General features: G+C 65.8%; 15 protein-coding genes. 6 read left to right on the forward strand and 9 right to left on the reverse strand.

Annotated elements, in window-relative coordinates:
• Positions 1–704 precede the first annotated feature (704 nt).
• Genes napE through ACWPN7_RS32265 form a run of 6 tightly spaced genes read left to right on the forward strand, consistent with a single transcriptional unit; the run spans position 705 to position 5486 of the window.
• Positions 705–938: a periplasmic nitrate reductase, NapE protein gene (napE, locus tag ACWPN7_RS32240; protein WP_459197518.1), complete on the forward strand. Its 234-nt coding sequence runs from the start codon at positions 705–707 to the stop codon at positions 936–938.
• A gap of 13 nt (positions 939–951) precedes the next feature.
• The gene (napF, locus tag ACWPN7_RS32245; RefSeq protein ID WP_459197517.1) at positions 952–1464 is read left to right on the forward strand and encodes a ferredoxin-type protein NapF; all 513 of its coding nucleotides are present in this window, start codon (positions 952–954) and stop codon (positions 1462–1464) included.
• Entirely contained in the window at positions 1454–1768 is a 315-nt protein-coding gene (locus tag ACWPN7_RS32250; RefSeq protein ID WP_040136132.1) for a chaperone NapD, read from the forward strand. The genes napF and ACWPN7_RS32250 overlap by 11 nt, the downstream gene beginning before the upstream one ends.
• Positions 1769–1812: 44 nt before the next feature.
• Positions 1813–4305: a periplasmic nitrate reductase subunit alpha gene (napA, locus tag ACWPN7_RS32255; RefSeq protein ID WP_459197516.1), complete on the forward strand. Its 2493-nt coding sequence runs from the start codon at positions 1813–1815 to the stop codon at positions 4303–4305.
• A 15-nt stretch (positions 4306–4320) separates the two neighbouring features.
• Entirely contained in the window at positions 4321–4803 is a 483-nt protein-coding gene (locus ACWPN7_RS32260) for a nitrate reductase cytochrome c-type subunit (RefSeq protein WP_014241888.1), read from the forward strand.
• Positions 4800–5486 (forward strand): cytochrome c3 family protein, encoded by a 687-nt coding sequence (locus ACWPN7_RS32265; RefSeq protein WP_459197515.1) that lies wholly within the window; start codon positions 4800–4802, stop codon positions 5484–5486. Before ACWPN7_RS32260 ends, ACWPN7_RS32265 begins: the two co-directional genes overlap by 4 nt.
• 94 nt (positions 5487–5580) lie before the next feature.
• Here ACWPN7_RS32265 and ACWPN7_RS32270 read toward each other — a convergent pair whose 3' ends face one another.
• The 9 genes from ACWPN7_RS32270 to cyoA form a co-directional block, all read right to left on the reverse strand.
• Complete coding sequence (locus ACWPN7_RS32270; protein WP_014241890.1) at positions 5581–5865, reverse strand: HU family DNA-binding protein; 285 nt, start codon at positions 5863–5865, stop codon at positions 5581–5583.
• 205 nt (positions 5866–6070) lie between these two features.
• Complete coding sequence (locus tag ACWPN7_RS32275; protein WP_459197514.1) at positions 6071–6424, reverse strand: hypothetical protein; 354 nt, start codon at positions 6422–6424, stop codon at positions 6071–6073.
• A 126-nt stretch (positions 6425–6550) separates the two neighbouring features.
• The gene (locus tag ACWPN7_RS32280) at positions 6551–7084 is read right to left on the reverse strand and encodes a response regulator transcription factor (protein WP_459197513.1); all 534 of its coding nucleotides are present in this window, start codon (positions 7082–7084) and stop codon (positions 6551–6553) included.
• Positions 7074–8348: an ATP-binding protein gene (locus ACWPN7_RS32285; RefSeq protein ID WP_040136124.1), complete on the reverse strand. Its 1275-nt coding sequence runs from the start codon at positions 8346–8348 to the stop codon at positions 7074–7076. The genes ACWPN7_RS32280 and ACWPN7_RS32285 overlap by 11 nt, the downstream gene beginning before the upstream one ends.
• Positions 8349–8530: 182 nt before the next feature.
• Positions 8531–9265 (reverse strand): SURF1 family protein, encoded by a 735-nt coding sequence (locus ACWPN7_RS32290; protein WP_200474785.1) that lies wholly within the window; start codon positions 9263–9265, stop codon positions 8531–8533.
• The gene (gene cyoD, locus ACWPN7_RS32295) at positions 9262–9672 is read right to left on the reverse strand and encodes a cytochrome o ubiquinol oxidase subunit IV (RefSeq protein ID WP_014241895.1); all 411 of its coding nucleotides are present in this window, start codon (positions 9670–9672) and stop codon (positions 9262–9264) included. Before cyoD ends, ACWPN7_RS32290 begins: the two co-directional genes overlap by 4 nt.
• The gene (cyoC, locus tag ACWPN7_RS32300) at positions 9669–10304 is read right to left on the reverse strand and encodes a cytochrome o ubiquinol oxidase subunit III (protein ID WP_040136122.1); all 636 of its coding nucleotides are present in this window, start codon (positions 10302–10304) and stop codon (positions 9669–9671) included. The genes cyoD and cyoC overlap by 4 nt, the downstream gene beginning before the upstream one ends.
• 3 nt (positions 10305–10307) lie before the next feature.
• A complete protein-coding gene (cyoB, locus tag ACWPN7_RS32305; RefSeq protein ID WP_459197512.1) occupies positions 10308–12314 on the reverse strand; it encodes a cytochrome o ubiquinol oxidase subunit I in 2007 nt (668 codons plus the stop codon).
• On the reverse strand, positions 12311–13504 hold the full coding sequence (gene cyoA / locus ACWPN7_RS32310; RefSeq protein ID WP_492273722.1) for a ubiquinol oxidase subunit II: 1194 nt from the start codon (positions 13502–13504) through the stop codon (positions 12311–12313). Before cyoA ends, cyoB begins: the two co-directional genes overlap by 4 nt.
• Between the last annotated feature and the right edge of the window lie 177 nt (positions 13505–13681).

Here is a 13681-nt window from a genome sequence, read left to right on the forward strand (position 1 = left end):
TGCCTTTCTTTGGGGCTTGCGTGCCCTTCGCATCTTGGCAGGAGCACCACCGCCACCGTTGGGAGAGGCTTGGTGTTCCGCATTTCGTACTTGGTATACCACACAATCAGCGGAACACAACATCCGTTTCAGGAATCACAGCACAATTAATCCTCGCTGTTGCAACTATCGTTGCAGGTATGCCCTGCGAAGAACCAGTATCCCCAGGGCCGATCTTTCGTACTATGACTTTGAAAAAGCAAAAAAAAGGCCGCGCCAAAGCAGGCGCGGCCTCTGAATGAGTTCGCTTCACTTACGATCACAACAGTGGAGAAGCCGTTACACCAAGAACGGCTGTTCCAATCTTACAGAACTTCAGATCATCAGCAACCTCGTAGTCGATCCAATCTGTATGCCCTGTACGAATCGGAAATAAACAATCCGGAGAGCCAAATCACACCAAGGCCGTCCGACCTCCTTATCCCCTCTTCACTCAGTTTACGATCCCGCGCCCCGCTTAATCCCGGGCCCCCTCAAAAAAATGTTCGCATCGCGAATCATCCGCCCGCGACGCCATGTCGAAGCCATGGCCGCGGCACGCCGGGGCGGTGCCCATCGCACGCTCCGCCGCATGGAACAGAAGCGACGCTCAACCTGTTGTTGGGGTATCCGACCGCCTCCCCGGCTGTCGGCAACGCCCTCGCCCGCCAAAAACGGGAGCCACCATGAGCCGCCGCCATTCTCCGGACCCTTCACCGGACCCAGCCCGCTTCCCCTCGCGCGCCGCTGCCAGCCCGCCCCTGCCCGATCCCGGCGCGAAGCGGCGGGAAATCGCCATGTTCCTTGTTCTGGCGGTGGTGATCTGGCCGATCCTGTCGGTCACCGTCGTGGGCGGCTACGGCTTCCTGGTCTGGATGTCGCAACTCATCATGGGTCCGCCCGGTCCGCCCCCGGTCTGAGGGGGACGGCGCCATGGCCGATGAATCGGTCGACTTAGGGAGACGAGGCTTCCTTCGCGGACGGCGACGCGTTGAGCCGGTGCCGTTGCGCCCGCCCTGGGCCCGGACGGAACGCTTCACCGACCTGTGCACACGCTGCGGCGCCTGCGCTGACGCCTGCCCCGAGGGGATCATCCGCCGGGGGGACGGCGGTTTTCCCGAGGTCGACTTCCGGCGGGGCGAGTGCAGCTTCTGCGCGGCCTGTGCCGAGCCCTGCCCCGAACCGGTCTTTGATCGTGCCGCCGCCAGCCCTTGGACGCTGGCCGTGCGCATCGGGCCGTCCTGCCTCGCCATAAACCGCGTCGTCTGCCGAAGCTGCCGCGACGCCTGCCCGGAATCGGCCATCCGCTTCGCCCTGGCGCCCGGCGGCGTGGCGGTCCCCGTGGTCGAAAACGACGCCTGCACCGGCTGCGGCGCCTGCCTGGCCGCCTGCCCCGCCGACGCCGTCACGTTGCAACCCGGACCGGAGACCGCCCATGCACCCTGAAGCCCGAGACCGGCCGGCCGAAGCACCGGTGGAATGGCACATCGCCTCCATCCTCGTCCATCTGCGGCCGGAGCGAAGCCCCGACGTGCGGGCCGCCGTCGCCGCGCTGGGCGACGTGGAGGTCCATGCGGAGGAGCGGGGCCGGATGGTGGTGACCGTGGAAGGCCCCCACGAGGGCCGCATCGCCGACCGCATGACCGCGATCCACCTGATGCCCGGCGTGATGTCGGCGGTCATGGTCTTCCACCACGCCGAGCCGATGGCGGCCCGGACCGCGGAGGAGGTCGCTACGGCGCGGCGTTGACGCGCCAGATTTCACATTCGTCAAGAAAAAGGGGGGAGGAACCCATGCTTGACCGGCGGGATTTCATCAAGGCGCAGGCGGTCGCGGCCGCCGCGACGGCGGGGGGCATCAGCCTGCCCGCCATGGCCCAGCAATCCATGGTGGCGGGCGAGGACGCCCAGCTTACCTGGTCGAAAGCGCCCTGCCGCTTCTGCGGCACCGGATGCAGCGTCATGGTCGCCACCAAGGACAACCGCGTCGTCGCCACCCATGGCGATATGCAGGCGGAGGTCAACCGCGGCCTGAACTGCGTGAAGGGCTATTTCCTGTCCAAGATCATGTACGGGCAGGACCGGCTGACCCAGCCGCTGCTGCGCATGCGCGACGGCAAGTACCACAAGGACGGGGAGTTCCGCCCGGTCTCCTGGGACGAAGCCTTCGACGAGATGGCCCGCCAATGGAAGCGGGTGCTGAAGGAGAAGGGGCCGGACGCCGTCGGCATGTTCGGGTCCGGCCAATGGACGATCTGGGAGGGCTACGCCGCGTCCAAGCTGATGCGCGCCGGCTTCCGCACCAACAACCTCGACCCCAACGCCCGCCACTGCATGGCGTCGGCCGCGGTGGCCTTCATCCGCACCTTCGGCATGGACGAGCCGATGGGCTGCTACGACGATTTCGAGCACGCCGACGCCTTCGTGCTCTGGGGCTCCAACATGGCGGAGATGCACCCCATCCTGTGGACGCGCATCACTGACCGGCGGCTTGCTCACAACCATGTGAAGGTGGCCGTCCTCTCGACCTTCGAGCACCGCAGCTTCGAACTGGCCGACATCCCGATGATCTTCGAACCGGGGACCGATCTGGCCATCCTGAACTACATCGCCAACCACATCATCCAGACCGGACGGGTGAACAAGGAGTTCGTCGAGAAGCATTGCAGCTTCCGCCTGGGGCAGAAGGACATCGGCTATGGGTTGCGACCCGAAAGCGTGCTGGAGGTGCGCGCCGCGAACGCCAAGGACCCGACCGATTCCAAGCCCATGAGCTTCGACGAGTTCGCCGCCTTCGTCAGCGACTACACGCTGGACAAGGTGGCGGAACTGAGCAAGGTGCCGAAGGAACGGCTGCTGGCGCTCGCCGAGATGTACGCCGACCCGAAGATCAAGGTCATGTCGCTCTGGACCATGGGCTTCAACCAGCACGTCCGCGGCGTGTGGGTGAACCACATGGTCTACAACATCCACCTTCTCACCGGCAAAATTTCGGAGCCGGGGAACAGCCCCTTCTCGCTGACCGGCCAGCCCTCGGCCTGCGGCACGGCGCGCGAGGTCGGCACCTTCGCCCACCGGCTGCCCGCCGACATGCAGGTGACCAACCCCACCCACCGCTCCCACGTCGAAGAGGGCTGGAAGATCCCCAAGGGCCTGCTGCCCGGCAAGATCGGCTATCACGCCGTCCTACAGGACCGGATGCTGAAGGACGGCAAGCTCAACGCCTACTGGATCATGGTCAACAACAACCTCCAGGCGGCGCCGAACAGCGACAACGAGACCTACCCCGGCTACCGCAACCCGGAGAATTTCATCGTCGTGTCGGACGCCTATCCGACGGTGACCGCCGCCGCCGCCGACCTGATCCTGCCCGCCGCCATGTGGGTGGAGAAGGAGGGCGCCTACGGCAACGCGGAACGGCGGACCCATTTCTGGCACCAGCTCGTCAACGCGCCGGGCGAGGCGCGCTCCGACCTCTGGCAGCTCATGGAATTCTCCAAGCGCTTCACCACCGACGAGGTGTGGCCGAAGGAAATTCTCGACGCCAACCCCGACTTCCGCGGCAAGAGCCTGTTCGACGTGCTGTTCCGCAACGGCAACGTCGACCGCTTCCCCGTGTCGGAACTGGACCCCGCCTACGAGAACCGGGAGTCGAAGGAGTTCGGCTTCTACGTGCAGAAGGGGCTGTTCGAGGAATACGCCGCCTTCGGGCGCGGCCACGGCCACGATCTGGCGCCCTTCGACACCTATCACGAGGTGCGCGGGCTGCGCTGGCCGGTGGTCGAGGGCAAGGAAACGAAGTGGCGTTACCGGGAGGGGCTCGACCCCTACGTCCCGAAGGGCGAGGGGGTGCGCTTCTACGGAAACCCGGACGGCAAGGCCAACCTGTTCGCCTTCCCCTACGAACCCCCGGCGGAATCGCCCGACAAGGACTTCGACCTGTGGCTGGTCACGGGGCGCGTGCTGGAGCACTGGCACTCCGGCTCCATGACCATGCGGGTGCCCGAACTCTACAAGGCCATGCCCATGGCGCTGGTCTACATGCACCCGGACGACGCGCAGGCGCGCGGCCTGCGCCGCGGCTCGGAGGTCAAGGTGATGTCGCGGCGCGGCGAGATGCGCACGCGGGTCGAGACGCGCGGGCGCAACCGGCCGCCGCGCGGGGTCGTCTTCGTGCCCTGGTTCGATTCGGCGCGCCTCATCAACAAATGCACGCTCGATGCCACCGACCCGATCAGCAAGCAGACGGACTTCAAGAAGTGCGCCGTCAAGATCGTGGCCGTCTGAGGGAGGACCGCAACCATGCGCCGCCATCTCATGCTCGCGCTGGCCGCGGCTTTGCCCTGCCTCGTGCCGGCACTGCTCGCCGCCCAGGGAACCGGACAGGTCCGGGAGCCCTTCCGTCCGCCGATCCAGTTCACCGACGAGGACCCGGCCCCGCCGATTCCCGCCGACGTCACCGACGACCGGCGGGTCGCCCGCAACTATCCGGAGCAGCCGCCGGTCATCCCGCACAACATCCGCGATTATCAGATCAGCCTGAACAACAACCAGTGCCTGACCTGCCACAGCCGGCAGTTCACCGGGGCCACCCAGGCGCCGATGATCAGCATCACCCATTATGTGGACCGCGAGGGCCAGACCCTGGGCGCGGTGGCGCCGCGCCGCTATTTCTGCACGCAGTGCCACGTCCCCCAGACCGTGGCCCAGCCCATCGTCCCGAACACCTTCAAAGACATGGACAGCCTCATCAGCCGCCCGTCGGACGGGGGTGACCGGCGATGAACCTGCCCGATTTCCTGCTGCGGCCCTGGCGGATCATCGCGGGGCCGAGCCGTTACCTCAGCCTCGGCTTCCTGACGCTGGGCGGTTTCCTGGCCGGCGTGATGTTCTGGGGCGGCTTCAACACCGCGTTGGAGGTCACCAACACCGAGAAGTTCTGCACGAGCTGCCACGAGATGCGGGACAACGTGTTCGAGGAGCTGAAGACCACCATCCACTTCACCAACCGCTCCGGCGTGCGGGCGACCTGTCCGGACTGCCACGTCCCGCACAACTGGACCGACAAAATCGCCCGCAAGATGCAGGCGTCAAAGGAGGTGTGGGGCAAGATCTTCGGCACCATCGACACGCGCGACAAGTTCGTGGAAAAGCGGCGTGAGCTGGCCGAGCATGAATGGGCGCGGCTGAAGGCCAACAATTCCCTGGAATGCCGCAACTGCCACAGCGCGGAATCGATGGACATCACCAAGCAGGGGGCGCGGGCGGCGCGCATTCATCAGCAATATCTGTTCAGCGGGCAGCGCACCTGCATCGACTGCCATAAGGGCATCGCCCACCGCCTTCCGAACATGGACGGCGTCCCGCCGGGCTGGAGCGAGGCGTCAAACGATACGGGCAGCGAAACGGACGACCCGCTCGGCCGCTGGCTGGCCGACGCCACACCGGGACCGGCGAACCCGCATTGAGCGGGTGATGAAACACCCTCTCCCGTCCCGGGGGAGGGTATCCGTGCAACGGGGCCCCTCCCTCTCCCAGGGCGGGAGAGGGAGGAACGTCGCTTTACTCGGCCTTGCCGTTGACGGCGTCCTTGAGGGCCTTGCCGGCGGAGAACTTCGGCGCCTTGGAGGCGGCGATCTTGATCTCCGCACCGGTCTGCGGGTTGCGGCCCGTGCGCTCGCCGCGCTCGGCGATCTCGAACTGGCCGAAGCCCGGCAGCTTGACCGTCTCCCCCTTGACCAGCGCGTCCTGCAGGCTTTCCAGAACCGCGTCCAGCGCCTTGCCGGCGTCGGCCTTCGTGCCGCCCAGCTTGCCGGCGATCGCGTCGATGAGATCGGCCTTCGTCATTCCCAAATTCCCCTTGTTCGTGGCGGAACCCCAGCATGTTCCAGGGCTCCAGGCGCCTCTGACGTACCCTGACGGACGGCGGCGCGCAAGATGCTCCCGATCGGAATCGACCGGGCGCGACGCTGTGACCCGCAAAAAGTCGGCGATTCCCGCCAATCCGGCGGATTCGTCTATGCCGAACAGGCGAGCCCTTCCCCAACAGACGTCAATTGACCAGGGCGGCCTTGACCAGCACGGCGGCGCTTTCCGTGGTGTCGCGCTTATCCAGCTTCTTGGCGACCTCCTCGATCTCGGCGACCGGCATGACCCGGCGGGCCTGCTTGGCCGCGGTGATGAGGCGGCGCTGCGCGAGACGGACCTGATCGCCCAGCTCGGTCAGCGTCTGGTAAGCCTTGCGGCGAGCCTGGGTGTCGATGCTGCCGCTCGTCTCGGTCGCGCGTTCGGTCGCAGCAGCCAGATCCTTGCACGACTGGAGGTACGTGGAGATGGCGTCCGTCAGAAGACGGCGGGCCTCGGTCCGCGGATCGGAGGGGCTGCTGCTCGACGTGGAAAGAGACACTTCACACTGCTCCTTGCTGCTGCGTATGACACACGACTGTAACAGGCCGTGAAAAATGGGCGGACTGGCCGCCATTGTCCAGCGGCCATGCGCATCCTTTGACCGACTGGACAGGGGAAAGCCGGTTCAGGGCACCTGTTTCTTCTCCAGCTTGCGGGCCAGGGTGCGCCGGTGCATGCCCAGGCGGCGGGCGGTTTCGGAAATGTTGAAGCCGGTTTCCGCCAGGGTTTCGTGGATGCGCTCCCACTCCAGCGTCTTCAGCGAGGTCGCCCGCGCCCCCAGCGCGATGGAGGGATCGCCCTCCGTGCGCTCGAAGGCCGCCTCGATGTCGTCGGTGTTGGACGGCTTGGCGAGGTAATGGCAGGCACCCAGTTTGATCGCCTCGACCGCCGTGGCGATGCTGGCGAAGCCGGTCAGGACGACGATCCGCGTCTCCGGGTCGTTGGCGTGCAGCTCCCGAACGCATTCCAGGCCGGAGCCGTTGCCCAGCTTCAGGTCCACCACCGCGTAGGCGAAGGGCACCGTCTCCAGCAGCGCCCGCAGCCCGTCCAAGGTGTCGCACCAGTATACCTGATAGCCCCGGCGCTCGAAGGAGCGGCGCAGGACCTTGGCGAAGGCGGCGTCGTCCTCCACCAGCACGAGGGAACGCTCAGTCTCCATGGCTCTCTCCCGCGGACAGGGCGGCGAGCGGCAGGGTCATGGTGACGGAGGCGCCGCCGCCGGGGCGGTTGCGCGCGGCGACCGAGCCGCCCAGCTTGCGCACCACGTTGACCACCAGGAAGAGGCCAAGCCCGCCGCCGGGCCGCCCCTTGCTCGACCGGTAGGGTTTGCCGAATTCCGCCAGCATCCGCTCCTCGAAGCCGGGGCCGGCGTCGTTGACGGTCAGGACGAGGCTGTCCCCCTGCCGCCCGGCGGCGATGCCGACCCAGCCGGGGGACACCTCCAGCGCGTTGTCCAGGACGTTGAAGATCACCTGCTTCAGCGCGAGGTCGGAGATGATCCCCTCCCGCGAGCGAACGCTGTTGTCGTAATCGACGCAGGCCGGGGAGCGGCTGTCCTTCCACTCCGCCACCAGATCGTCCAGGAAGGCGGTCACGGTGGTGCGCAGCGTGCCCTCCCCCCGCGCCTCGCCGGAGGACAGCAGGATGCCCGACACGATGGCCTTGCAGCGGTCGATCTGGTTCTGCATCTCGGCGATGTCCTCGGCCATGTCGGGATCGCCCTTGACCACCGGCATCCGCCGCCAGTCGTTCACGATCACCGACAGGGTGGCGAGCGGCGTCCCCAGTTCATGCGCGGCGCCGGAGGCGAGCAGGCCGAGGCGCACGATGTGGTCCTCCTCCATGGAGCGCTGGCGCAGGTCGGCCAGATGGGCATCGCGGGCGCGCAGGTTGCGGGTGATCTGGGTGATGAAGGGAACGATCAGGCTGGCCGTCAGCACGAAGCACAGGAACATGCCCTGGATGTGCAGCCCTAGCAGAAGCCCATCCAACCCCGGCGGCAGGGCCAGCGGGCGGTAGGCGCCGATCAGGAAGGTGAAGCAGGCCGTGGCGACCAGCACCAGCGCCCAGGCCGACCACGCCTCCAGCAGCACCGCCCCCAGGGTGATCTGCAGCAGGTAGAGCGAGATGAAGGGGTTGGACGCGCCGCCGCTGAGGTAGAGCTGGACCGTGAGCGCCGACACGTCGATCAGCAGCTCCAGGAAAAGCTGGGTGTTCGACACCGAGGTCTGGCGGCGCAGATGCAGGACGCTGGCGATGTTCAGCGCGACCAGGAACAGGATCACCGCGCCCATTTGGTCGAGCGGCAGGGTGATGCCCATCTGGTAGTGCACGATCAGGATCGTCACCACCTGCCCGGCGACGGCAAGCCAGCGCAACTGCACCAGCAGGAACAGATTCTTCTTGTCGGTGGTGTCGCGCACGGAAAACGTCTGGCCCTTCGCCGGCTTCCTTCGGTCCCTGTTATATGGGCACGATACTCCGGCTTGGCAGCCTTGCCACGGATTCCGGACGGGCTTAATAGCACAAAAAAGCGTGGTGGAAGAGTCCATGAGGGGACTTTTCTCACCCGGCGAAAGACCATGAGGAAAAAGAGATTACTTCTTCAACCCCGGCGGCGTCGTTCACTGCGCGCGACATAGAGCGATGCAGCGATCAGCATGAGCGCCAGGGCGAACCACGTCAGCGCATACACGAGGTGGTTGTTCCTGAACTTCAACACGGTCAGTCCGCCAACCGGAGACCCGCCCGGCGGGCTGGCCTCGGCGTCGATGAAGTAGGGGGCCGCATCCGTCACGCTTCGGGCCGCCGCGATGGCCGCCACGTCGCGCGAGTACCAGCGATCCTGTGCGGGATCGTTGGAGCGCAGGAAACCGCCCCCCGGCTCGGTCACCCGCAGCAGGCCGGTGACGGTGGTGTCCGTATCGATCAACCCGTCGGGGCGGCTGTCGGTGCTGCGCCGCTCCGGCGGCACGAAGCCCCGGTTGACCAGGACGGTGAAGCCGCGGTCGGTGCGCAGCGGGGTGAGCACCCAGAAGCCGCCGCCCCGCTCGGTCACCGCCTGGACCAGGGTTTCCTTGTCGTTCAGGAAGCGCCCGGTGACGCCGACCCGCCGGTATTCCTGGCTGGCCGCCGTCACGGCGGGCCAGTCCTCCGGGCCGGGGGCGGGAACGGGCGCGGCCTGCGCCCGCTCCTCCACCCGCTGGATCAGGTCCAGCTTCCAGAACAGCCGCTCGACCTGCCAGACGCCGAGCGACGTGAAGACGGCGACTCCCGCCAGCGCCAGGACGCCGAGAAGGATCAGCCCCCGGCGCGGACGGTGGGTCGCCGTACCGGTCACGGCAGTTGGCTCGGGTCGTGGATCGGCATCATGTTGGTGTTCAGGTGGTACATCACCCACAGCGAACCGGCCAGCATGATGACCACGACGATGATCGTGAAGATCAGCGACAGCATGGTCCACCCGCCTTCCGCACGTCCGTTCATGTGCAGGAAGAAGATCATGTGGACGACGACCTGGACGGCGGCGAGCGCCATGATCGCCATCGCGGTCATGTTCTTGTCCAGGATCGTCCCGTCCATGACCAGCCAGAAGGGAATGACCGTCAGGATCACCGAAAGGATGAAGCCGATCAGGTAGCTGCCGAGCGTCCCGTGGGCGCCCTCATGCTCCCCGTGACCATGGTGATCGCCACCATGATGGCCGGCCCCATGATGCCCGGAATGATGTTCGGCGTGAGAACTCATCGCAGCATTCCCATCAGATAGACGAAGGTGAAGACGCCGATCCAGATGACGTCCAGGAAGTGCCAGAACAGGCTGAGGCACATCAGGCGCCGGCGGTTGGCCGGGATCAGGCCGCGCTTGTTGACCTGGACCATCAGCGTCACCAGCCAGACGAGGCCGAAGGTGACGTGCAGGCCGTGGGTGCCGACCAGCGTGAAGAAGGACGACAGGAAGGCGCTGCGCTGCGGGGTCGCCCCGATGTGGATCAGGTGGGCGAACTCGTAGAGTTCGATCGCCAGGAAGGCGGCGCCGAACAGGCCGGTCACCGCCAGCCACAGCTGGGTCTGCGATACCCGCCCCTTCTCCATCGCCAGCATGGCGAAGCCATAGGTGATGGAGGAGAACAGCAGCATGGCGGTGTTCAGCGCCACCAGCGGCAGGTCGAACAGGTCCTTGGGCGACGGCCCGGCGGCATAGTTGCCGCCGAGCACGCCATAGGTCGCGAACAGCACCGCGAAGATGAGGCAGTCGCTCATCAGGTAGATCCAGAAGCCCAGCATGGTGCTGGAGCCTTCGGGGTGCGCGTGCTCCTCCACCACGTGGAAGACCGGAGCCTGGCTGCGGCTCCGCTCGGCTGTCAGGGTCGTGCTCATGCTTTACACCTGCCCGGAGAGGAGACGGGTCCGCTCGTTCTCGGTCCGCACCACCACGTCCGCGGGGATGTGGAAGTCGCGGTGATAGTTGAAGGTGTGGTGGATGGCGGTCGCCAGCAGCGCGACGAAGCTCACCGCGGCAAGCCACCAGATGTACCAGATCAGGGCGAAGCCGAGGACCACGCTGATCCCGGCCAGGATCACGCCGGTGCCGCTGTTGCTGGGCATGTGGATCGCCTTGTAGCCGCCCAGCGGACGCTTGTAGCCGCGCTTCTTCATGTCCCACCACGCGTCGTTGTCGTGGATCATCGGCGTGAAGGCGAAGTTGTAGTCCGGCGGCGGCGAGGAGGTCGCCCATTCCAGGGTGCGGCCGTCCCACGGATCGCCCGTGCGGTCGACCAGTTCACGGCGCTTCCAGACGCTGACGGCGATCTGGAGGAGGAAGGCCCCGATGCCAGCCGCGATCAGGACGGCGCCGACGGCGGCGATCTGGAACCAGATCTGCAGCGACGGGTCCTCGAACACGCGCAGGCGGCGGGTGACGCCCATCAGGCCGAGGACGTAGAGCGGCATGAAGGCGACCCAGAAGCCGATCACCCAGCACCAGAAGGACACCTTGCCCCAGAAGGGATCGAGGCGGAAGCCGAAGGCCTTGGGCCACCAGTAGTAGATGCCGGCGAACAGGCCGAACAGCACGCCGCCGATGATGACGTTGTGGAAGTGGGCGATCAGGAACAGGCTGTTGTGAAGGACGAAGTCCGCCGGCGGAACGGCCAGCAGCACGCCCGTCATGCCGCCGACCACGAAGGTCAGCATGAAGGCGACGGTCCACATCATCGGCAGCTCGAACCGGATGCGGCCGCGGTACATGGTGAACAGCCAGTTGAAGATCTTCGCACCCGTCGGGATCGAGATGATCATCGTCGTGATGCCGAAGAACGAGTTCACGCTGGCGCCCGACCCCATGGTGAAGAAGTGGTGCAGCCACACCAGATAGGACAGGATCGTGATGACCACCGTCGCGTAGACCATGGAGGTGTAGCCGAACAGCTTCTTGCCCGAGAAGGTCGAGGTGACTTCCGAGAAGATGCCGAAGACCGGCAGGATCAGGATGTAGACTTCCGGGTGGCCCCAGATCCAGATCAGGTTCACGTACATCATCGGGCTGCCGCCGAGATCGTTCGTGAAGAAGTTCGTGCCGACATAGCGGTCCAGCGACAGCAGGACCAGCGTGGCGGTCAGGATCGGGAAGGAGGCGACGATCAGCACGTTGGTGCAGAGCGACGTCCAGGTGAAGACCGGCATCTTCATCATGGTCATGCCGGGGGCGCGCATCTTGACGATCGTGCAGATCAGGTTGATGCCGGACAATGTTGTTCCGACACCGGCGATCTGCAACGCCCAGATGTAATAGTCGACACCCGTCTCAGGGCTGTAGGCGATGTTGGACAGCGGCGGGTAGGCCAGCCAGCCGGTGCGCGCGAACTCGCCGACGAACAGCGAGACCATGATCAGCACCGCGCCGCCCACCGTCATCCAGAAGCTGAAGTTGTTCAGGAACGGGAAGGACACGTCGCGGGCGCCGATCTGCAGCGGCACCACGTAGTTCATCAGACCCGTGACGAAGGGCATCGCCACGAAGAAGATCATGATGACGCCGTGGGCGGTGAAGATCTGGTCGTAATGGTGCGCGTTGAGGTAGCCCTCACTGCCGCCGAAGGCCATGGCCTGCTGGAGGCGCATCATGATGGCGTCGGCGAAACCGCGCAGAAGCATGACCAGGCCCAGCACCATGTACATGATGCCGATGCGCTTGTGGTCGACGGTGGTGAACCACTCCTTCCAGAGATAGTCCCACAACCGGAAATAGCTCAGCGCCGCGACGAGCGCGATGCCGCCCAGCACGACCGCGACGAAGGTCGCGACCACGATGGGCTCGTGATAGGGGAAGGACTCCAGGGTCAGACGCCCGAAGAGCGGATGGGTGGCGACGGTCGATGTGTCGATCATGGCGGTAGGCCGCTCAGGGATTGGCCGTCAGCCGCGGCCCGAACGCAGAGGCGGGCGCGGAGATCGGCGTGATGGAAGAGCGCGGCAGACCCGCGCCGGAAATCGGGGACTCGTCGGCGGGAGCGTTCAGCACGCCCAGCGACGACTCGACGGCGCGGCCGGTCAGTTCCTCGGTCGAGCAGATGCCCGCCACATAGACCGGCGCCGGGCCGAGAACCGCGGTGCCGCGGCGGGACAGCTTGTCGTGCATCAGCGGCATCACGTTGTCGATGCCGGCGAGGCCGAGGCCGCCTTTGGCGTCGATGGCCATCATGTCGTGCATGCACATCTTGCCCGGCTCGACGCACATCCCGACGATGGCCCTGAACAGGCCCGAGTTCGACGGCGCCGTAGCGGCGCACCGGCTCGTTCTCGCTGGGGCGCTCAAGCTGGAGGTAGCCGTCGCGGTCGAGCTTGCCGCCGCCCGCCTTGATGTCCGCCACCCACTTGTCGAAGCCGTCGGCGGCCAGACCGTGGAAGGTGAAGCGCATGTGCGAGAAGCCGGCGCCGCTGTAGTTGGCGGAGAAGCCCTTGTAGCTGCCCGGCTCGTTGATGACGGCGTGCAGCTTCGTCTCCATGCCGGCCATGGCGTAGATCTGCCCGGCAAGCGCCGGGATGTAGAAGGAGTTCATCACCGTGGAGGAGGTGATGTTGAAGCGGATCGGGCGGTCCACCGGGGCGGCCACCTCGTTCACCGTGGCGATGCCGTATTCCGGGTAGATGAACAGCCACTTCCAGTCGAGCGCCACGACGTTGACGTCGAGCATCTTGGTATCGGCCGGAACCGGGCGCCCGGCGGCGATGCGGTCGAGCGGGCGGTAGGGATCGAGCAGGTGGGTCGCCATCCAGGTGAGGGCGCCCAGGCAGATGATGATGAGCAGCGGGGCCGCCCAGATCACCAGCTCCAGCTGCGTCGAATGGTCCCAATCCGGGTCGTACTGGGCCGTGCTATTCGACTGGCGGTAGCGCCACGCGAACAGCACCGTCAGCACCATCACCGGAATGATGATGAGAAGCATCAGGAGGGTGGAAATGGTGATGAGGTTGGCCTGTTGGCTCGCCACGTCGCCGGACGGGCTCATCACCACAAGGTTGCAGCCGCTCAAAACCGCCATCAGCGGCAGGAGGGCCAAGGCGCGGAAACGGGTCAAGGCAGGACCTGTCAGCAGGGGTTCGCTTTGGATTTGGGCGAAGAGCTAACCCCCACGGGCCGGGTAGGACATTGGACAATTTGTCCAATGCGCCGCGATTCCGCGCAGCCATTGACGCACATCAAAGCAATGCGCCCATGGGCGTGGCAGAATGCCGTTGCGGTGCCTATTTAATTC

This window comes from Azospirillum sp. UENF 312511 (assembly GCF_058780635.1).

Bases quoted from the DNA above. Each gene is read 5' to 3' on its own strand.
- napE (WP_459197518.1), top strand. From the start codon at position 705: ATGAGCCGCCGCCATTCTCCGGACCCTTCACCGGACCCAGCCCGCTTC.
- napF (WP_459197517.1), top strand. From the start codon at position 952: ATGGCCGATGAATCGGTCGACTTAGGGAGACGAGGCTTCCTTCGCGGA.
- ACWPN7_RS32250 (WP_040136132.1), top strand. From the start codon at position 1,454: ATGCACCCTGAAGCCCGAGACCGGCCGGCCGAAGCACCGGTGGAATGG.
- napA (WP_459197516.1), top strand. From the start codon at position 1,813: ATGCTTGACCGGCGGGATTTCATCAAGGCGCAGGCGGTCGCGGCCGCC.
- ACWPN7_RS32260 (WP_014241888.1), top strand. From the start codon at position 4,321: ATGCGCCGCCATCTCATGCTCGCGCTGGCCGCGGCTTTGCCCTGCCTC.
- ACWPN7_RS32265 (WP_459197515.1), top strand. From the start codon at position 4,800: ATGAACCTGCCCGATTTCCTGCTGCGGCCCTGGCGGATCATCGCGGGG.
- ACWPN7_RS32270 (WP_014241890.1), bottom strand. From the start codon at position 5,865: ATGACGAAGGCCGATCTCATCGACGCGATCGCCGGCAAGCTGGGCGGC.
- ACWPN7_RS32280 (WP_459197513.1), bottom strand. From the start codon at position 7,084: ATGGAGACTGAGCGTTCCCTCGTGCTGGTGGAGGACGACGCCGCCTTC.
- cyoD (WP_014241895.1), bottom strand. From the start codon at position 9,672: ATGAGTTCTCACGCCGAACATCATTCCGGGCATCATGGGGCCGGCCAT.
- cyoC (WP_040136122.1), bottom strand. From the start codon at position 10,304: ATGAGCACGACCCTGACAGCCGAGCGGAGCCGCAGCCAGGCTCCGGTC.
- cyoB (WP_459197512.1), bottom strand. From the start codon at position 12,314: ATGATCGACACATCGACCGTCGCCACCCATCCGCTCTTCGGGCGTCTG.